Source organism: Endozoicomonas sp. G2_2 (genome assembly GCF_017744135.1).
GTDB lineage: Bacteria > Pseudomonadota > Gammaproteobacteria > Nevskiales > Salinisphaeraceae > Salinisphaera.
The window spans coordinates 56407-74161 of sequence record NZ_JAGHQU010000017.1; the positions used below are offsets into that span (position 1 = coordinate 56407).

Sequence of the window (17755 nt, forward strand, 5' to 3'; positions counted from 1 at the left end):
CTAATCGTCCTCGTCTTCGCCGTTGCCGCGACGGGTGGCCAGATTGGTGATCTGCGCCAGGGCGTCCTCGCCGGGATCGAGCAGAGCCAGACCACGGTCGTAGTTGCGTTGGATTTCGACGGCGCCCAGCAGTGTCTGTTGGTACACCGGTTCTTCTGCCGTGCTGGGCACAATCGTCAGCAAGCCGGCCTCGACCATGACCTCGCAGAAGGCAGCCACGCGCCGCTTGAAGTCCATTCCGTCGGCACTGGTTAGGATGGTGAGTACCTGCGTGGCATCGTCGGTCTCGCCAGCAGAGCCACGGAGCCCATCGCAGTGCTCGCGCAGGGCAGTCTCCAGGCGCGAAGCGGGAAATCTGGCGTCTTGATAGCGGCTGGCAGCAGTCATTCCGCGGTTGATGTAGGTATAAGTCACCGCCAAGTACATCAGCCAAGTGTGCAGAAACCAGACGCCGGCGCTGGCGCGCGTGTCCCCCTGCTTGATCTGCATGCGTTCGAGTACACGATCACGCGAGAAATACTGGGGTGGTTGGGCGTCGGCCTGGCGGGCCAGCATCCACAGCTGACTATCCACCTCGATGCCCGGCATCTCGCCGCCTTCGTAGCGCAGCAACTCCAACCCCTGACCGGCAAGCAGCTCCCGAAACTGCTGCATCACATCGGTGTCCTCGGCTGCGGCCAGCAGGCTAGCGATGTGATCCTCACCGGTGTGGCGGCGCCGACGGGGCTTGGTCTCCACATAGCGGTGGCGCAGCAAATAAGCGTGCACCTCTCCAACCTCAGACCACTGCATAGTTGTCTCCGTCAGGCGGTGGGCCAGCGGCGGCGTGATCCTCACCGCGTAGCCGTAACTCCAAGTCATCCCCGGTTAGCGCACGGTGGCCATCGATCGGGATTCGCATCGCATCAGCCACCAGGCGCATTTCAATGGCCTCGTCCTCGACCAGCCGCCGCGGTGCGGTGAAAACGCCCACGAGCTGGTCCACCATCGATTGACCGTGTGCGGACAGCCACCCCTGTGTGCGCGCCTCGGACAGCCGAATCGGCCGCTCGAACAGGAGCTGGCGAATGTGTTCTCGATGAGCCTCCAGAAACAGGTCCATCGGCGTTATCCGGTCATCGCCTTCCTCGGGTCGCGCCACCGGCGCGACCGCTACCTCGGTTTCGGTGGAAATCGCCGGCAGGATGCCGTCAAAGTCGGCGAGCGCCGCATGGGGCCAACAGACCGCCAGAGGGCCGGACTGTGCATGGCAAGCGGCAACCAAGGCTTCGTCGGGAGGACACAGCGCCAGGTACGCCGCAAGCCCCGGCAGGTCACGCACTCCGACCGGCTTTTCCCCAGCGCTGGTGATGTGATGGATAAAGTCGGCATACATGCGGCCGAGCCGCTCCAGCAGCCGCAGCGCGTTGTAGAGTTCGAGGCTGAATTGCTCGGCATCGGCGCCGCCGTGCTGCCCGGCATGACGATCCATCGCTTCGGTGATCTCTGACGTTCCCAGCAGCTCTTGGGCATCGACAACTGCCGCGTTGGTCTCGCTCAGCGCGTTGTTGTAGGCCTCGGACTGGCTACGGAACATCTCGACGCGATCGCCCCGGCCAGGCTGCTCACGTGTGTTACGGATGTCCTCTGCGAGCTCAGCGATTTTCTGCAATACCGTCTTGAGCGCATCCTGGGCCTCGACGAAAAGCCCGTCCCGCAGCGCGCCGGCAATTTCCAACGCCCGAAAGCGAGTCAACAGGAAGCTGCTGGCCGATGAGGCCAAACGGATGGCCTGGCGGCCGGTTCGGGTCAAGCGAGCCCGATCTGCACTTTCATAGGCCGGGCGTTCCAGCAGCGCAGCGGCTTCTCTCGTCGCGTCGATCTGCTCGGGCGCTTCGGGCACCCGCATCCATGACTGGCTCGGCGTAGCGAGGAGGATGACGACGTGCTCGAGATCCTCGTTCGAAAGCTCCGGGTAGTGCCCTTGGATTTCTTCGAAGCAGGGTCCGAGCGCCACGTAGTCATGGCTAAATATGGTTTCCTGGGAGTGGAGATAGCCGAGAAGACGGGCACCAACGTCCAACCAAATACCTTCACCCCAGCCTGGCCGGTCCTCCGTAACACGGTAGGTGCCTACGCCCGGATGGCGTGCTAAGTCATGTAGGTCTACTAAACGCAACACTGACCGGAGAAGAGGTCGCAAGTCCACTGTTCTTTAGTTTTTTTCTTTCACGCAAGCATACCGAAGCGGTGGGTCATTTAACGACCCATATCGATCATTGAGGAACTGGTTATTGCCCCCCCTTTTACATCCCACGGGGTACCACGGAAACGACAGGTTAGCTACGGCGACTCTTCGCGGCCCCAGAATCCAACCTCAGAACTAAGTGCACAGTTACCGACACAGCCGATGCGTGAGTTGACTGCGCCCTGTTCGGCCCGAACGGCAGACGCTCTATCGTGGGCGTGTCTCGACCTCGGCATGGGACAGGCCGAGCTGGTGAACGACGCGGATGACGGCATCGATCGTCTTGAAGGCCGGTAGGCGCCGGCGCCCGTTTCCACAACCGCCCATTCTTCGCTGCCGAAACGGACCACGATGATGTATTCGTCGGCGTAGATCGGATCGCGATTGACCTAGGCGCGAATCTTGCCGCGATAGAACGCGATCGCAGTGCGCAGATCGAAGAGTTTCATCGGCTATCCGTGGTCGAAATTCCCGCGTGGAACTCGCGCGCGCGATCGGCGCAAAGCCTTATATGGCGGGCGTTTCAGGCGGTCGCATTTTTGATCAAAAATGCCTAAGAATTTTCTCAGATCAGCTCGCGTTGGGGCTTCGCGGCGTTGCCGTGACCGCCGTAGAGGCGCAGATGCTGGGCGGCCTGGCGCAGATAGTCCGCCGCGGTGGCCATGGCGCACAGATCAGCGAAGGCCATGGGCTCGAGCGCGGCGCGAACACGCGCCGGGTCGTTGCCGGCCGCGTTCTTGAGGGCCTGCTTGAGCAGTGCCTCGGGCACGGGCTCGTAAGCCTCGGGTGATTTCCACGACATCAGGGCCGCGACATCGCGGGCGCGCAGATCTGTGGCGATATCGCGCAGCATTGTTGCACCGGTCTCGAGGGTCTGCTGATCCTCGCGCGTCTGGCGGCGCACGAACTCGTAGCAGGCGGCGTGTTCGGCCCGGGCCATGCCGGCGATGACCTCGGCCATGGGCGTGTCGTGGTTCATGAGGACGGCGTACAAGAAGAATCGATGCGTATTGTGAGCCAGACCGGGTGCTGGCTGCGAGCCGTCATGCGGGCGCTTTGGCCTGCTCGATCATGCGATCGATCCGCTTGGCCGTGACAACAGTGCGATGGTTAGCTTGCCAGAGCCATCGCACCCATACGGATATGCGCTTACGCGATCTCAATCGCAAATAGGGGATAGCGCATCGTCGCTTGCTGGCAACGCGCGCTCGGCAGCGGCTGCCTTTCGCGTCTCAATAATGTACCGACGTACCTTACCGAGCATTTGGCTCTGTCGACGAATCGCCTCGAACTCATTTTCGAATAGCATCGCCAAGTCGATTTCCCACTCTTTGGCTCGAACACGGCGAAACGCAGCGGCAGAGTAACGCATGGACTTGCCCCGCGGCAGGTATTGCAAGGCGGGCTGTCGCCTAGTGTGGTTGCCAGAACGGTAGCGCGGTTGCCAATACTTCGCGCGAAACCATTCGATCTGTACTGAGCCGTTGCGTAGGCGCACTCTCACGCCGATAAAGCCCCATTCGTGTTTCGGCCGTAGTTTATGGTTCCGGTGATGTGCCTCCCAGAACGCTTCGGCCGCCGCGAATGCGCGCTCGTAGAGAAACTGAGCGCCTGCGAGCGCCCCTTCGTAGGCTTGGTCGAGCCCCTGTCCTAGCTTGTCTTCTGTGTCGTTCACTATATCGCCTCGATCGTGTAGCGGTGCCCTGCCCACTTCACTATCAAGTGGGGCGTTGGGCCAGATATCCTTCCTGCGCACGCGCGCGCGGAAGTAAAGGGTGTTTGGAGTAAGAACCCCTTTATGAAGGAGATATTTCGGGTGCCTGCCAGACTCCGGTTCTGACTCCGTTTTTACTGCCTATTGAAATGGCACCCAATTACGTAAAGGGTGAGAGGTTCAGTTAACCATTTACGAATAAGGGGTTATTGCTTTCTTTGACCTCCTTCATAATGGATTAGCCATTTCAGATATCTTGCCGTCCGGGCAAATAGTTGCGAGGGCGCAAAGTTCCGATTTTCGTAACTTTTCGACTTTTCAAGGCGGCAACGTTCCGCTCGCGCAGCGAATACCGCTATGTACATTGGGTGTAACGGTTCGCAGACCTCGCGTATGCGCGAGTGCGAAATAGAGGGCGCTGGGGATGTAGCCCCCCTTACGTAACGGGCGCTCTTAAGCGCGTACTTATAAGTTCGTTGGAACGGGCTGGTTACAGAGGCAGACCCGTTACGCCGTTCGACAAGCGTTCGAGGTTAAGACGCGAACGCGTAAATCCGGCAACGGCCTGCCCAAAACGTATCTTGCTTCGGCACAGAACTAGACGCGTGAACCCACGAGGGCCCCAATCGGGCCCCGGCCGGGGCCCGATTGGGGCCTTTTGCGTTTAGCGTGGTTCGAATCGGCCGTCTTAGGGCCCCGACTGGGCCCCTGCCGGGGCCCAGTCGGGCACTACCGGCGCTCATTCGATATGAGGAACAGCCCACGAGCTATGGCGAGGGTTAGAAGAGTAGTCACTTACTAATCGGTGGACTCGAAACGTTTGCGACTGATGCGTGCCGAGGCGCTGTAAGGACTGCGCGCGAGATAAAAGTAACGCTATCAGGGATTGGACGCGCCGCTACTAAGTTTGCTGGCCCGAAAAACCCGAGACACACCAGTGCGCCGGATCGATCTTCTGCTAGCGTCCAGGTCGGGACTTACAATCGACGAAGTGTGAATGCTTCGAAGACTGATCTTTGCGCAAACGTTCCTGCTGTTCCTCGCGCTTGGAAATCACTGAGATATACAGAACTCCAAGGCCCAGAAGAACGGCAAGGAGCTGGATCGCCAGGATCACATAGGTCGCCATAGCAGGTCTCCGCGACGTACTTCGATAGTTAAGAGTAGCAAACCCGCGAGCGATAGACGGGGCCTGCCCCTTCCTCATCGAGTATTACTACCGCCCTCGGTCAACTATATGGCTCTTTATGCCTTGGGTACCGTCAGCGCAGGCTGTTAGGGCGCTGGAAGCCCAGAAATACGCAGATGCAGAATCGCCTTTTCGGCGTCATCCCCCCACGTTTCTAGCAACGGTTCAACGAATGGCTCTTGGATCGCTTACGGCTGAGTCTGACAAACTGGAAATTTTGTAGAAGGGTCATAGTGAGGCTGGGTCCTTTTTAAACCGCGTACCGGTTGCTGAGCGCACTACAACTATTTACCCCGACCGACCCACCGAGTTGCCCCGACCGTGTAGCCGACCGCCACAGTTCTTCTATGCTTCGCCGGGTCTCCAACGCCCTGGTAACGACCGTACTCGCCTTTATCCTGGCTGTACTCGGCTTCTTCGTGCTCGTAGCCTGCGTCCTGCCCGTGGCCGCACATATCGATGCGGGATTGCGGGGTCAATTCGATGTGGAGTGTCGCGACATGACTAAGGCGGCACTGCGATCGCATATCGTGCGCCACCTCAAGCAGCATGACCGTAGCGCCGAGGTCGCTTCGCTAGAGCTCGCTGGTGAGCCGCGCTACGACCAATCAGACAAGACGGTCGATTTCCTCGCTGTAGCGTTCGATACAAACCGGGCTCAGCAGACCGCGATGGTCGGATGCTTTGGGAATGTCGAAATCAGCGTACGGTGATTTGCCGGCAGTCGACGACATAGGCTCGAAAACAACTCGCCGATAGAGGGCTTGAATGTGCCCTGCCGCTCGGCGTCACCTTCATCGAAAGCGCGACGCCGTGCTTCCGTGATCGCGGCGCGATAGATGCGCCCGTTTCGCCACTGACTTCAGTATCCCTCGGAGTGTTGCTCGCTGCGTGCCATCACGCGTGCGCCCTTGCAGAAAGGCTCACGATAGCGCCAGTAATAGTAGTCGCCCGATGCATCCTCGAGCACCAGCGGTTCTTGGCACTCCGCGCACGCCGGTTTGGGATCAGCGGGGGCTGAGCTGCACATGGGTATCACTCGTGGCGGTCATGGCCTTCATACGCCGAACGCCGCCCTACTCGGCCCACGGATTGATAACGGGCACCCCGGCAGCCTCGAACGGCTCGATGTCGCGCGTGGCCACGCTGAAACGTGCGTCGCGGCAATCGCGGCGATCTGACCATCAGCCATAGGCAATACACGGCCGCTGGCCCTGACCGTTGCGCTCATCTGAGCGAACACCTCGGCCTCCCGCTGGTCGAACGGCAAAATGCGCTGGTCGAACAACGCCCGTAACAAACGGGTCAGGCCATGCCACAGATCATTCTGGCGTTGGCCTACCGACATCTGCTCTACCCCCGCCAACAGTTCAGCCAGGTTGACGGCCGTAAGGTAGAGCGTCTCGGGGTCCTGGCGGTCCAGCCACTGCTTTACCAGCGGGTTCGCCTGGGGCTTCATGGGTTCTGAGACGACGTTGGTATCGAGAATGATCACTCGAACGTCGCTGGCTCGAGGGGTGAATCGTCGCGGTTCGTTGGCAACTCCACGCCGCCCATTTCCCGGCCGAACTCGGCGAGCGCTGTGCCGAGGCGCGTCTTCGGGCGCACGGCATTTTCGAGAATGGCGCGCAGTTCAGCTTCCATGCTGCGGCCGTGCTTTGCAGCCCGCACCTTGAGCGCACGGTGGGTTTCTTCGGAAAGGTTGCGAATGGTGACGGCTGACACTGCTAGCACTCCTGCGCATTGCTCGCAGTGCCAGCGTAATCCATCAATCGCTAGCGCGCACGGGAAAGCCGAAGCGGAACGGCAATCGCCGAACCGCCTCGGTCTGCCTTGTCCTGTTAGATGGTGGGCTCTTTTCCGGCCAGCCAATCCGAGGAGCCGATCGCGGACGCCTTCGCCGTATAGCGCACGGTGGCGTTACGGGTATCGATGGTCGCCTGAACGATCGCCAGCAGACAGCCGGCACCAGCGGCAGCAGCCGCTGAGCATCGTCGATCGAGTAGTAGACGCTGCGGTGGCCTTTTTCATCTGCGCTGACGGGCCTGAGATCGCAGGTTGGCTCAATGACTTGCGTGATTCGCGTCGATTCACTCAAGCGATCGACCTCCGCGCCGCCCGGCCCCATCTGAGCCACTGCACTGGATGACGATCAAGCACTGAAAAGCCTGCGATCCCACCAGATCGGCGCGGGCAATGTGTGCTCGATCTGCGCGCACTCGGAATGCGCCGGGTTGATCAGGATGTTCGACTCGATCCGGGCCACGAACGACGGCGCGATGAGTATTGCGCTTCGACGCCCCTTTACCCAGTCGTGGCCGAACTCGCGGGCGACCGTGGGCAATGCCGTGTCCCAACCGGGCAGCGCATCCTTGGTCACGATCTCGTAGGACAAGCCGCCCGGCAGCGTGATCTCGATGTAGTGCTGGTTCGGTGGCATGAGCCCGTTCGCATGAACGAGCTTTTCGAGCATCGACGTCGAGTAGTGCTCGCCGGCGTAGATGACGGGGGTAGTCATCGTGTTCCATCGCCCCGGCGCGATAGTCGAACCGGTGCCGTCGAAGATGGGATAGCGCCCGTCCGGGTCGCCGATTCGATACGCATACAGCGTTCGATCGAGTCGCTGGCCGCTCACAAGGCGCTGCCATGCTCCAGACGTCCCAGCAGATCCTCAACGGCTTCCAGACCGGCGCTGTTCTGCATCGCGACTGCCATCGGCGCCTGGTCGTCGAACAAGGGGTGTTTGCGCTCGAGAAAGGCACGGGCGGTTTCATCGTCCTGGTAGACACGAACCGCGGCCGTCCAGGCTCGCGCAACGCGATGCGCCTTCTCGCTGTCGTGAGGATTGAGGGGTTGCCGCATCTTGCGCCGTCGCTGAAGCGTGGGCCGCGCGACAATGCGGTGCACGAACCCCTTGTCTCCGGGTGCCACCGCGCGTTGCAGATGCATGAGCGTGTTGACCGGGAACCCGCGCTGGATGCGCTCAGCCATGAGCAGCACGGATGAGCGTTCGGAGTGTTCGAATCCGAGCACGCGTTCAACGGCAGTGATGTCTTCCATAGAAAGGCTCCAAACGCGATGCGTTCACATGAGCCTATATTATCGCTCGCACGAGCGCATGGCTACCGGGGTCTTGCGGTGCCTGTCCCTCGGACGCCGTATATACCCCACGAGGGCATCGATCGTGACAGCCCCTAGCGTTGGACTCTGGCAGGTAGAACAAGCGGAATTGATGCGTTCACGACCAATCGAGCAAGGAACTGGGTTCATGCAAGAGAGCTAAGATCTGCGGAACTACCTGGGCGCTCCGGCGGACCTTGGGCCCCGCCAGAATGATGAGGAGCTGCGGGCGGTCTATCAGGCGGCGTCGTCGCGCCTCGGCAGCAAGCTCGACACACGGACCAAGAATATAAAGGTGCTGTCTAATGCGGCCGAGCTGATTCGTGTCGGCCACTCGTGGGTGACGTCAAGATCGCGAACGTGCTGTATCTGAATATCGCGATCGCCAGCGTACTCTATCTGATCGTCCCACCAACCGACCGGCTGACCAATCAATGCGGTCAGCCGCCTTTCTGGGCCAACTCACGAAACGGAGAAAATCATACGCTAAGCCTCGTCCAGCGTTCGCAGCGGTTTTGATCGCCGAGCGACTGTTTTTAATCAATGGGGCGCTTGGCCACAGCATGCGCTTTGCCACGGGCGATCAGCTAGCGGTTAACGGGGAACGCTGCGGCACCGGCGATAAGCAATGCCAGCACAATACTGATGCAGAACAATAGTGAGGCCACACCAGCCGCCATCGCGCCGGGGATGACCAACATCATGAGATTATCCACTGTCTCCGTGATCGCGATCGACGCGGTATCGGCGGCCAGAGTGAGTTTGAGCGAGGCGCTGAAAGAAAGTGAACCCGGCTCGGAGCAGCAGCTGCAGCATGGTCAGGAAATAGCCAAAAAAGAACGCGAGAACAACCGCAATCGCGATAGTTGCGACCGAACCCCGTAACCATGCCAACCACCTCAGCAATAGCGCAGCCGCTCAGGCAGTATATGGTTGCACTGAGTGCGGTCTGGTTCAAAGAAGCGCCGCCGGTGTGCGTGTGGTGCGATGTCGAATTCATCGGTGACTCACGGTCCCATATTCGGTAGCGACATTTGTTGCAGCAAGGGATCTAGCCCGGCTATTTACGGCGCGGTCAGGGGCTTGTGTTAACGCCCGATCGGCGGCCGCCCGCGGGTGCACGCATGCGCCGCCGGTTCGTATTTTGCGGCGGCTCGGGCGGCTGCTCTCCCTCGGACAGGCCCTCGATGATGGGACAATCCGGCCGGTGATCGCCGCGGCAGTGCTCAGCCAGATGCTGCAGCGTCTCCCGCATGGAATTCAGCGCTTCGATCTTGTCTTCGAGTTCGGCCACGTGCGCCAGAGCCACGGACTTGACGTTGGCGCTGCTGCGACTGCGGTCGCGCCAGAGGGACACCAGCTCGTGCATCTGCTTGACGGAAAAACCAAGGCTTCGCGCCCGCTGGATAAACTTCAGGGTGTGAATGTCGGCATCGGTATAGACGCGATAGCCGGATTCGGTGCGGCCTACGGGCGGGATGAGATTCACCCGCTCGTAGTAGCGGATCATCTTCGCGGAGATACCGGATGCTTCGGCGGCTTGGCCTATGTTCATGATCGCCTCATGCCTCAAAGGGGGCTCGACCGGTCAGGCTTCGACCGCCGAGCCAGTTTCCGGGATGAAAAACGCGTCCGCGTGCAGACCGCCGGCCCTCAGACCACGTTGGGTTAGCAGGTCCTGCGGCGCGTCGACCATGGCGGGCGGCCCGCGACGTAAGATTTCCAGCTGTCGAGATCGGCCAGATCCTGGCCCACGGCGTCAGTGACCCAGCCGGTGCGCCACGCTCCAGTCGCTGTCGCCTCGGACAACGTTAGCATGGCGTTCGGCCAACGCTTCAAAATGCCCGTCGAAGTACAGATCGCGCGCTGTGCGAACGCCTTGGTCGATGTGGATGGGCTGTTGCAGCCCACGGGCAAGCGCCGTTCCCACGATCGGGCCGGCATGTTTTCGCGCAGAAACGAAGTGCCGTAGGGCCCTTCGACGGGCACTTCATCATCAACCGCCAGGTTTGTCGCCACGCGTTGACTGGCCGCCTCGCCGGCTCGCGACCTCCTCGTTCGGCCGCGGCTACCGGGCCGCCACGGTCGTGGCGGGACTTTGCGATGCCGGGGCTTCCTCGAACCCCATGGGCGGCGCGAACCGACGTAGGCGCAACGCATTGCCGAGCACGAAGATGCTGGACAAAGCCATCGCAGCCGCCGCAAAAATCGGCGACATCAATACCCCATACGCCGGGTACAGCACGCCGGCGGCGACCGGGATCAGCGCGGCGTTGTACGCGAAAGCCCAGAACAGGTTCTGCTTGATGTTGGTGATCGTCGCGCGCGACAGACCGATGGCGTTGGGCACGTTGCGCAGGTCGCCGGACATGAGCACCACGTCGGCGCTTTCGATGGCGACGTCGGTGCCGGTGCCGATCGCCAGGCCGACATCGGCCTCGGCCAGCGCCGGCGCGTCGTTGATGCCATCGCCGACGAACGCCAGCTTGCGGTCGTTCCCCCGCAGGCGCTTGACCGCTTCGACCTTGCCGTCCGGCAGAACCTCGGCGATCACCTCGTCGATGCCCAACCGCCGGGCGATGGCATTGGCGGTGCGCTGGTTGTCGCCGGTGATCATGGCCACGCGCAGCCCCAGACCGTGCAAGGCCTCGATGGCGCCGGGTGTCGATTCCTTGATCGGATCGGCGACTGCGATGATCGCGGCCAGACGGCCGTCGATCGCGGCGTAGAGCGGCGTCTTGCCCTCGTCGGCCAGGCGGCTCGCGGTCTCCGCGAACGCGGTCACGTTCAGATCCATCTGGCGCATGAAGCGGTCCGCGCCGATCGCGACGGCGCGCTCATCGACGGTGGCGGATACGCCGTAGCCGGGTGTGGCCTCGAAGTCGGCGGCCTTGATGAGCTTAACGCCCGTCGCTCGCGCGGCCTCGACGATCGCCTCGGCGACCGGGTGCTCCGAGTGGGCCTCCACGGCGGCCACCGTCTGCAGCACGTCGTCACGCTCGAAACCGTCGGCGGTGACCAGATCGGTGAGCTCCGGGCGCCCCTTGGTCAGGGTGCCGGTCTTGTCCAGCGCGATGATGTCGACGCTCCGCAGGCTCTGCAGCGCCTCGCCCTTGCGAAACAGCACGCCCATTTCCGCGGCCCGGCCGGTGCCGACCATGATCGAGGTCGGCGTGGCCAGCCCCATGGCGCAGGGGCAGGCGATGATCAACACGGCGACCGCGTTCACCAGGGCGAACGTCAATGCGGGCGTGGGACCGAACACCAGCCACACCCCGAAGGTCAACGCCGCAGCGGCGAGCACCGCCGGCACGAAAACCCCGGTCACGCGGTCAACCAGCGCCTGAATCGGCAACTTGGCGCCCTGCGCGGCTTCGACCATGCGGATGATCTGGGCCAGCATGGTGTCGCCGCCGACCTTGGTGGCAGTGAACGAGAAACTGCCGGTCTTGTTGAGCGTACCGCCCACGACTTCGGCGCCCGCGCTCTTCTGAACCGGCACCGGCTCGCCGGTGATCATGGACTCGTCGACGTAGGACGTGCCTTCGGCCACCTCGCCGTCCACCGGCACCTTTTCACCGGGGCGGACCTGCACGATATCGCCGACCTGCACATCTTCGAGCGCCACTTCCACGGGCTCGCCGTCACGGATCACCCGGGCCGTCTTGGCCTGCAGCGTCATCAGACGCTTGATGGCCTCGCTGGTACGCCCCTTGCTCAGCGCCTCCATGTAACGCCCGATCAGGATCAGCGTCACGATCATGGCCGAGGCTTCATAGTAGACGTTGACGGTGCCCTCGGGCAGCACGCTGGGCAGAAAGGTCGCCACCAGCGAATAACCGTAGGCCGCACTCGTGCCCAGCATGACCAGCGAGTTCATGTCGGGGCCGCCGCGCATCAAGGCCGGCCAGCCCTTCTTGTAGAAGCGTAGACCCGGCCCGAACTGTACGAAACTGGCGAGCACGAAGAACAGATAGAACAGGTTCTGCTGACCGAGCGTTGCCATCAGTCCGTCGTGCAGGCTCGTGAATATGTGGCTACCCATCTCGAGCACGAAGATCGGCAACGTCGCCGCGCCCGCGAACAGGATGCTGCGCTTGAGCGCGCCGATCTCCTCGGCCCGCGCCTGAGCTTGCTGATCGCCGCTGTCGTTGTCCGCTACCGTGCGGGCCGCATAGCCAGCGTCACTGACTGCAGTTTCCAGCGCCTTGGCGTCGACCATGCCGGCGACGTGGCGCACCTGCGCCTTTTCAGTGGCCAGATTCACGTGGGCTTCCAGCACACCGGGCACGGCCGCCAGGGCTTTCTCGATACGGCCGACGCAGGACGCGCAGCTCATACCTTCAACGGCCAACTCGATCGTCTCCTCGACGATCGAATAACCGGCTTGCTGAATCGCGGTCTGGACCGCGGCCGTGTCGGGCGCGGATGAAAACGTGACCTCGGCCCGTTCGGTGGCCAGGTTCACATTCGCCGACTCGACCCGATCGACGGCGCGCAGGGCTTTTTCCACGCGGCCGACGCAGGATGCACAGCTCATGCCAGCGATACCGACACGTAGGGTCTGCCCCACCGGATGCGAGCCCGATGGATCGTTTGATAGTAGAGGTTCTACAGAAGCCATGACGGTTTCTCCGGTGCGTTGGGTGCCATGGCGACGGAGTATCAACGTTGCCACGATGGGAAGGTCAAGCGGTTATTTTCGTCCGGTCCGGTCATCCGCTCCAATCGTCGACAGGGCGTTTTCCAGCCTTGACCTTCCACGCGTGGCAAGCACCAATGTTTGCTCGACGTCAATGTATCGCTCACTTCGAGACGACCGATGAAGCGACCTTTTCAAGGAGACCACCCCATGACACAAAAGCCCCCGCTCCCGCCCTTCACGCAGGAGTCCGCTCGACAGAAGGTCCGAATGGCCGAAGACGCCTGGAACACGCGCGATCCGGAGAAAGTCTCGCTGGCCTATACTCCGGAAAGTGTCTGGCGCAACCGCTCGGAATTCATCGAAGGCCGAGACGCTATCGTTCAGTTCTTGACGCAAAAGTGGCAGCGGGAACTGGGTTACCGCCTGATCAAGGAGTTATGGGCGTATCACGAACGCCGCATCGCAGTGCGTTTCCAGTATGAATGTCACGACACCGCTGGCCAGTGGTTTCGCTGCTACGGCAACGAGCAGTGGGAGTTTGACGACAACGGCCTCATGCAGCGCCGGGAAGCCAGCATCAACGACGTACCTATTGAGAAAGAGCAGCGTCGCTTTTTGTGGCCACAAGGGCCACGACCGGAAGACCATGCAGGATTGACCGAGCTCGGGATGTAGCGCGCCAAACGAGATTCACCACTGCGAATAGCTTGACCTTCCCACCGTGGGAAGCCTCACGATTGATTTCACATTTCCAATACAGGAGCCTGCGATGCAGCGTTATACCGTTGAAGATATGTCGTGTGGCCATTGCGTTAACACCGTTACCCGGGCAATCGAACAAACCGACCCGGATGCGACCATCAACATCGACCTGGAAAGCAAGGTTGTGGCAGTGGACAGTACCGCGGATGATGAAAGCCTGCGCCAGGCGATGCGATCGGCCGGTTATGAGGCGGAGCCGATCGCCTAGCACCGACGAGCACGATCCGTTTCGTTCGCCCCGGTGCCGCACGGCCGGCGCCGGGGTTGAACTCCCAAGGACCAGTCCGTCGAAGCAGCGACCAAATCCAACAACGCAGGCGCCGCGCGTCGCCCCGTAGACAAGGAGCGCTCCATGCACACCGAAGACATCAGCCACTGGGAACACGATCACAGCTTCGGCCAGGATCGCCCCCGGGCGGGCGAGCGTCGCACCCTGATCGTCACGGCCATCACGCTGGTCACCATGGGCGTCGAGATCGCCGCCGGCGTGGCTTTCGGTTCGATGGCACTACTCGCCGACGGCATCCACATGGGCACCCACGCGCTGGCGCTGGGCATCAGCGCGTTCGCCTATATTTACGCGCGGCGTCACGCCCACGACCCGCGCTTTACCTTCGGCACCGGCAAGGTCAACGCGCTGGGCGGCTATACCGGCGCTCTGCTGCTGGCAATCTTTGCCGCGGTCATGGTCTGGGAGAGCGTGGAACGGGCCCTGAACCCGGTCGCGATTCAATTCAATTGGGCGATCGCCGTGGCCGTGGTGGGCCTGATCATCAACGGCCTGTGCATGTTGATTCTGGGCGACCATGGTCACGAGCACGGACACGACCATTTTCATGGGCACGCAGCCCACCACGCGCATGGCCACGACGCCCACGATCACGGCCATGGGCAAGACCACAACATGCGCGCGGCCTATCTGCACGTGCTGGTGGATGCGCTGACCTCGTTGCTGGCGATCTTCGCCCTGTTGGCCGGGAAATACGTCGGTGCGGTTTGGCTCGATCCTGTGATGGGCGTGGTCGGCGCCATCCTGGTCGTGCGCTGGGCGAAACAGTTACTGGGATTGACCACAGGCGTGCTGCTGGATCAACGCGCCGAACCCGACGTTCGTGAGCGGCTACGCGAGGCAATCGAGTCGGCGGATGACAACCGTCTGGCCGATTTTCACGTGTGGTCGATCGGGCCAGGTATTTATGCGGCGGCGTTCAGTATTGTGACACACCACCCGGAGTCGCCAACCTACTACAAAGCGTTGATCCCCAATGACTTGGGTATTGTCCACTCGACTGTGGAAGTCTCGCGTTGCGCGTGAAGGATGGTCGTCTTGAGTTATTCCATAGGCCAGTTGACACAAAACGCCAATACGGGCGTTGAAACCATCCGTGTCCACGAACGGCTCGGCTTCGTGCCGGAACCACCGCGCACGCCCAGCGGCTATCGCCGTTCTCCACCCGGCGCCATGGAACGCCTGCGGTTTATTCAAGGCGCGAAGCGGCTGGGCTTCTCTCTGAACGAGATGGGCAAACTATTGGCCCCGTAACACGCGCGACCAAGCAAGAATACGGCGCTCCCAATCGCCGGCTTTTACCTACATCTGGCCCTGTACGAACACAGGCCACGCCGGCGACGGCCCAACCAACACTGAGTCTGTGTCTGATGGACGACGGGCTATTCTATATTCCAAATAGTTAACTACTTCCGACACCCTCAACTCACGTTGTTACTCAGCACATCACGCTCTTGATTTTTAGCCTAACCGCATCTACATTCGATCACATGCGTTTCATGTTCGCACTATCGCTTTTATTGGCCGCGTTTGCCACGCAGGCTAGCGGACAAACGCCACCGCGCGTTTCTATCCAGCTCGCCGGCGATCACGCGCAATCCACAGTCGGCAGCGAACCAAGAAACGCCACTCCTACCGCCAACGATGAACATCATGATGGCTCCGAGGGTCATAAGCACCATAAGTGCGCATCTGTCGGCCATTGCGCAGCGAGTGCCATAGGCGCTAGCAATTTCTTGTTCAAAACGGATTATTATTCTGCGGTAAAGCCTGCTGCCCTTAATCAAAGTGAGGTTGGCAGCGGATTTACTTTACCACCATACCGTCCTCCCGCCAGAGCGTCGTAGCCTTTTCGCATTGGCAGCGGCTCAAACGCGCCTGGATTAGCAGACTCTAATCAAATTTGCTTGTGTCCGCAGGCGTACGCCGCGCTCCGAGCTATAAACGCAAATTGGTAGCTTGAGGCTAGACGAACTGGTCAATTGCGATCGCGTTTTGCAGCTTTATCGTTGATATGAATTACGGGAGTGAACTCATGCACATCTCAAATGTTAATCCGTCTACATCACATTGGTTTATCGCGACTTCTCTGTTCCTCAGTAGCGCGATATTTATGACCGCAAGCGCTGGTGGGGCAGGCCATGAAGCCGAATCGGCTGACACCACAGCTTCAGGGAATACTCAGGCGGTGGTAAGAGTCGAAGGCAGTTCCGAGACAGCGCCGTCGCCTAGCCGAGGCAACACCGGTCCGAGAGGCGCCGACGATTACGACGTCATTGACCACTCGGGCGAGCCTGGGCGGGCGTCCGAGAATGTCCCCACACGTGGTGCGGAAAAGGAAAATCAGGAAGGCGAGGACCATACTGATCCGCAGTCGCATATTCACGCTGGCCCTCACACTCGCGACTAAATTTCGATTGGAGAAAATAGCGTAACGTCGCTTAAGCAAGGGGACAGCGATGAGCTGTCCCCTTCCCGTGCCTCGCAGCTTAGACGACCCAGCGAATTCGGACAGCTTAGGAAGACGGCTTGGAATTCAATTTAGCATTCCGATAGCGAACGTAGACCGTGCGAGGTTAAGGCTTTTTATGGCCTTCGTAATGAGGGTGTAGACAAACCTTGTAAGCCGCTGAATAAACGCGTGTTTCTCGAACTGGGCTTTTGAAGCCGATTTCGGAAAAAGGGAATAAAGTCAGAAGGTTACTACGGCGCTTCCTTTGAATTTATCTACACCCTCAATGTATATAAGGATCTATTCACACACTTACACATGAGCCTTAAGAGGTGATTCCTATCTCTGGCATCGGTGAAACTGCCCGGCAAGTCGGAATGTCCGTCGATACGCTGCGTTATTACGAGAAAATTGGGCTGTTGTCCCCCGTTGCGCGGGATAGCCGAGGGCGAAGGCGCTATGTCGCGCGGGATCTCGCCCGTCTACATTTCATCCAGCGCGCCCAACGCTGTGATTTTTCGCTCAACGAAATCCGGGTACTACTCGAATCCCGGAGCTGCCGTGATGCCGCTCGACCGGAAGTCGCGCGATTGACTGAACAAAAACTGCAAGATATTCGAACCCGTATGGCCGATCTGGATCGGCTGCAACAGGAGCTCGGGAACCTTTTGCAGCTATGCCGCGGCAGCGACCAGGGTTGCCCGATCATCGACGGACTCGACGCGCCGACTGAATAATCGGAAGCACAAAAGCGCAAATAATTCTTGACCTGGAGTCAACTCCAGGTACTACGCTCCTTTAAACACCATGCGCGGCTTGACCGAAGTTGGTTGAGCTTGGCTAACAAGGAGCACCTCATGCAAACCACCCTACTCAGTATCGACGGCATGCACTGCCAAGGCTGCGTGCAGATCGTGCAAAACGTGATCGAACAGCAGGCCGGTGTCAAAGGCGCCTCGGTGTCACTGGACGCCAGGCAGGCGCGTATCGCGCACGATGCCAATCAGGTGTCGCCCGAAACGTTGGCCAAAGCCGTTCGGGATGCCGGTTACACGGCCGAGCCGGCCTAAGCCTTGGAGATCGCACAGGCCGGAGTACTGGCCGCCGGCCTTGGACTGCTGGCTTTCGTGGAGCCGTGCTCGGTGGGCAGCCACCTCTTGTTCCTGAAGTTTCTGGATCGACTGCCGGAGCGTCAGCGTTTGTACCAGACGCTGGTTTTCACCTTGGCCCGGAGTTACTGTCAAATCTGGTGTATGAGGAAAGAAGCTAGGCGGCTTTCCTGCTGAGTTGTCGCTCGTCTATTCCGTCGATGAATTGGATGCCATCAATGACATCGGCGAGTTGCTTGAAGCCGCGT

General features: G+C 60.6%; 23 protein-coding genes. 10 read left to right on the forward strand and 13 right to left on the reverse strand.

Annotated elements, in window-relative coordinates; genetic code table 11:
* Both J7355_RS16000 and J7355_RS16005 read right to left on the reverse strand, forming a co-directional pair.
* Nucleotides 1-792 carry a hypothetical protein gene (locus J7355_RS16000; RefSeq protein ID WP_209064492.1) on the reverse strand — a complete coding sequence of 264 codons (792 nt, stop codon included), beginning with the start codon at nt 790-792 and terminating at the stop codon, nt 1-3.
* Nucleotides 779-2062 (reverse strand): hypothetical protein, encoded by a 1284-nt coding sequence (locus tag J7355_RS16005; RefSeq protein WP_209064494.1) that lies wholly within the window; start codon nt 2060-2062, stop codon nt 779-781. Before J7355_RS16005 ends, J7355_RS16000 begins: the two co-directional genes overlap by 14 nt.
* Nucleotides 2063-2389: 327 nt before the next feature.
* Between J7355_RS16005 and J7355_RS17940 the strand changes: the two genes are divergently transcribed.
* The gene (locus tag J7355_RS17940; RefSeq protein ID WP_280637639.1) at nt 2390-2524 is read left to right on the forward strand and encodes a hypothetical protein; all 135 of its coding nucleotides are present in this window, start codon (nt 2390-2392) and stop codon (nt 2522-2524) included.
* 268 nt (nt 2525-2792) lie between these two features.
* On the opposite strand, the gene J7355_RS16010 is transcribed toward J7355_RS17940, so the two are convergent.
* The 3 genes from J7355_RS16010 to J7355_RS16020 all read right to left on the reverse strand — a co-directional run bounded on the left by J7355_RS16010 (nt 2793) and on the right by J7355_RS16020 (nt 5070).
* Nucleotides 2793-3206, reverse strand: a complete 414-nt coding sequence (locus tag J7355_RS16010) for a hypothetical protein (RefSeq protein ID WP_209064496.1) — start codon at nt 3204-3206, stop codon at nt 2793-2795.
* Between the two features lie 180 nt (nt 3207-3386).
* Nucleotides 3387-3902: a conjugative transfer protein MobI(A/C) gene (gene mobI / locus J7355_RS16015; RefSeq protein WP_209064497.1), complete on the reverse strand. Its 516-nt coding sequence runs from the start codon at nt 3900-3902 to the stop codon at nt 3387-3389.
* Nucleotides 3903-4899: 997 nt separating this feature from the next.
* On the reverse strand, nt 4900-5070 hold the full coding sequence (locus J7355_RS16020) for a hypothetical protein (protein ID WP_209064499.1): 171 nt from the start codon (nt 5068-5070) through the stop codon (nt 4900-4902).
* Nucleotides 5071-5477: 407 nt separating this feature from the next.
* Here J7355_RS16020 and J7355_RS16025 point away from each other — a divergent pair, with 407 nt between their 5' ends.
* Nucleotides 5478-5843 (forward strand): hypothetical protein, encoded by a 366-nt coding sequence (locus J7355_RS16025; RefSeq protein WP_209064501.1) that lies wholly within the window; start codon nt 5478-5480, stop codon nt 5841-5843.
* 149 nt (nt 5844-5992) lie between these two features.
* Here J7355_RS16025 and J7355_RS16030 read toward each other — a convergent pair whose 3' ends face one another.
* The 5 genes from J7355_RS16030 to J7355_RS16050 all read right to left on the reverse strand — a co-directional run bounded on the left by J7355_RS16030 (nt 5993) and on the right by J7355_RS16050 (nt 8190).
* Nucleotides 5993-6160 carry a hypothetical protein gene (locus J7355_RS16030; protein WP_209064503.1) on the reverse strand — a complete coding sequence of 56 codons (168 nt, stop codon included), beginning with the start codon at nt 6158-6160 and terminating at the stop codon, nt 5993-5995.
* A 27-nt stretch (nt 6161-6187) separates the two neighbouring features.
* Nucleotides 6188-6625: a type II toxin-antitoxin system VapC family toxin gene (locus J7355_RS16035; RefSeq protein ID WP_348523046.1), complete on the reverse strand. Its 438-nt coding sequence runs from the start codon at nt 6623-6625 to the stop codon at nt 6188-6190.
* Nucleotides 6622-6855: an Arc family DNA-binding protein gene (locus tag J7355_RS16040; protein WP_209064505.1), complete on the reverse strand. Its 234-nt coding sequence runs from the start codon at nt 6853-6855 to the stop codon at nt 6622-6624. Before J7355_RS16040 ends, J7355_RS16035 begins: the two co-directional genes overlap by 4 nt.
* Before the next feature lie 427 nt (nt 6856-7282).
* A complete protein-coding gene (locus tag J7355_RS16045) occupies nt 7283-7765 on the reverse strand; it encodes an RES domain-containing protein (protein ID WP_209064507.1) in 483 nt (160 codons plus the stop codon).
* Entirely contained in the window at nt 7762-8190 is a 429-nt protein-coding gene (locus tag J7355_RS16050) for an antitoxin Xre/MbcA/ParS toxin-binding domain-containing protein (protein WP_209064509.1), read from the reverse strand. The genes J7355_RS16045 and J7355_RS16050 overlap by 4 nt, the downstream gene beginning before the upstream one ends.
* 396 nt (nt 8191-8586) lie before the next feature.
* On the opposite strand from J7355_RS16050, the gene J7355_RS16055 reads away from it, so the two are divergent.
* Both J7355_RS16055 and J7355_RS17795 read left to right on the forward strand, forming a co-directional pair.
* The gene (locus tag J7355_RS16055; RefSeq protein ID WP_209064511.1) at nt 8587-8769 is read left to right on the forward strand and encodes a hypothetical protein; all 183 of its coding nucleotides are present in this window, start codon (nt 8587-8589) and stop codon (nt 8767-8769) included.
* Between the two features lie 126 nt (nt 8770-8895).
* Nucleotides 8896-9135: a hypothetical protein gene (locus J7355_RS17795; RefSeq protein WP_247740040.1), complete on the forward strand. Its 240-nt coding sequence runs from the start codon at nt 8896-8898 to the stop codon at nt 9133-9135.
* A 190-nt stretch (nt 9136-9325) separates the two neighbouring features.
* Here J7355_RS17795 and cueR read toward each other — a convergent pair whose 3' ends face one another.
* The 3 genes from cueR to J7355_RS16075 form a co-directional block, all read right to left on the reverse strand.
* On the reverse strand, nt 9326-9823 hold the full coding sequence (gene cueR, locus J7355_RS16065; RefSeq protein ID WP_247740041.1) for a Cu(I)-responsive transcriptional regulator: 498 nt from the start codon (nt 9821-9823) through the stop codon (nt 9326-9328).
* Nucleotides 9824-9918: 95 nt separating this feature from the next.
* The gene (locus tag J7355_RS16070) at nt 9919-10269 is read right to left on the reverse strand and encodes a hypothetical protein (protein WP_209064512.1); all 351 of its coding nucleotides are present in this window, start codon (nt 10267-10269) and stop codon (nt 9919-9921) included.
* A gap of 49 nt (nt 10270-10318) precedes the next feature.
* A complete protein-coding gene (locus tag J7355_RS16075; RefSeq protein WP_209064535.1) occupies nt 10319-12790 on the reverse strand; it encodes a heavy metal translocating P-type ATPase in 2472 nt (823 codons plus the stop codon).
* Between the two features lie 312 nt (nt 12791-13102).
* On the opposite strand from J7355_RS16075, the gene J7355_RS16080 reads away from it, so the two are divergent.
* The 6 genes from J7355_RS16080 (at nt 13103) to J7355_RS16105 (ending at nt 17468) form a co-directional block, all read left to right on the forward strand.
* The gene (locus tag J7355_RS16080; RefSeq protein ID WP_209064514.1) at nt 13103-13570 is read left to right on the forward strand and encodes a nuclear transport factor 2 family protein; all 468 of its coding nucleotides are present in this window, start codon (nt 13103-13105) and stop codon (nt 13568-13570) included.
* Between the two features lie 94 nt (nt 13571-13664).
* Nucleotides 13665-13865, forward strand: a complete 201-nt coding sequence (locus tag J7355_RS16085) for a heavy-metal-associated domain-containing protein (RefSeq protein ID WP_209064516.1) — start codon at nt 13665-13667, stop codon at nt 13863-13865.
* Between the two features lie 144 nt (nt 13866-14009).
* The gene (dmeF, locus tag J7355_RS16090; RefSeq protein WP_209064518.1) at nt 14010-14972 is read left to right on the forward strand and encodes a CDF family Co(II)/Ni(II) efflux transporter DmeF; all 963 of its coding nucleotides are present in this window, start codon (nt 14010-14012) and stop codon (nt 14970-14972) included.
* 12 nt (nt 14973-14984) lie between these two features.
* Nucleotides 14985-15200 (forward strand): MerR family transcriptional regulator, encoded by a 216-nt coding sequence (locus tag J7355_RS16095; RefSeq protein WP_209064520.1) that lies wholly within the window; start codon nt 14985-14987, stop codon nt 15198-15200.
* Nucleotides 15201-16730: 1530 nt separating this feature from the next.
* Entirely contained in the window at nt 16731-17135 is a 405-nt protein-coding gene (locus tag J7355_RS16100; RefSeq protein ID WP_348523047.1) for a MerR family DNA-binding protein, read from the forward strand.
* A 120-nt stretch (nt 17136-17255) separates the two neighbouring features.
* Nucleotides 17256-17468, forward strand: a complete 213-nt coding sequence (locus tag J7355_RS16105) for a heavy-metal-associated domain-containing protein (RefSeq protein WP_209064524.1) — start codon at nt 17256-17258, stop codon at nt 17466-17468.
* Nucleotides 17469-17755 lie beyond the last annotated feature (287 nt).

Coding starts and splice junctions, on each gene's coding strand:
- J7355_RS16000 (WP_209064492.1), bottom strand. CDS start 792: ATGCAGTGGTCTGAGGTTGGAGAGGTGCACGCTTATTTGCTGCGCCAC.
- J7355_RS17940 (WP_280637639.1), top strand. CDS start 2,390: ATGCGTGAGTTGACTGCGCCCTGTTCGGCCCGAACGGCAGACGCTCTA.
- J7355_RS16010 (WP_209064496.1), bottom strand. CDS start 3,206: ATGAACCACGACACGCCCATGGCCGAGGTCATCGCCGGCATGGCCCGG.
- J7355_RS16020 (WP_209064499.1), bottom strand. CDS start 5,070: ATGGCGACCTATGTGATCCTGGCGATCCAGCTCCTTGCCGTTCTTCTG.
- J7355_RS16025 (WP_209064501.1), top strand. CDS start 5,478: ATGCTTCGCCGGGTCTCCAACGCCCTGGTAACGACCGTACTCGCCTTT.
- J7355_RS16030 (WP_209064503.1), bottom strand. CDS start 6,160: ATGTGCAGCTCAGCCCCCGCTGATCCCAAACCGGCGTGCGCGGAGTGC.
- J7355_RS16050 (WP_209064509.1), bottom strand. CDS start 8,190: ATGGAAGACATCACTGCCGTTGAACGCGTGCTCGGATTCGAACACTCC.
- J7355_RS17795 (WP_247740040.1), top strand. CDS start 8,896: ATGCAGAACAATAGTGAGGCCACACCAGCCGCCATCGCGCCGGGGATG.
- J7355_RS16075 (WP_209064535.1), bottom strand. CDS start 12,790: ATGAGCTGTGCATCCTGCGTCGGCCGCGTGGAAAAAGCCCTGCGCGCC.
- J7355_RS16080 (WP_209064514.1), top strand. CDS start 13,103: ATGACACAAAAGCCCCCGCTCCCGCCCTTCACGCAGGAGTCCGCTCGA.
- J7355_RS16085 (WP_209064516.1), top strand. CDS start 13,665: ATGCAGCGTTATACCGTTGAAGATATGTCGTGTGGCCATTGCGTTAAC.
- dmeF (WP_209064518.1), top strand. CDS start 14,010: ATGCACACCGAAGACATCAGCCACTGGGAACACGATCACAGCTTCGGC.
- J7355_RS16105 (WP_209064524.1), top strand. CDS start 17,256: ATGCAAACCACCCTACTCAGTATCGACGGCATGCACTGCCAAGGCTGC.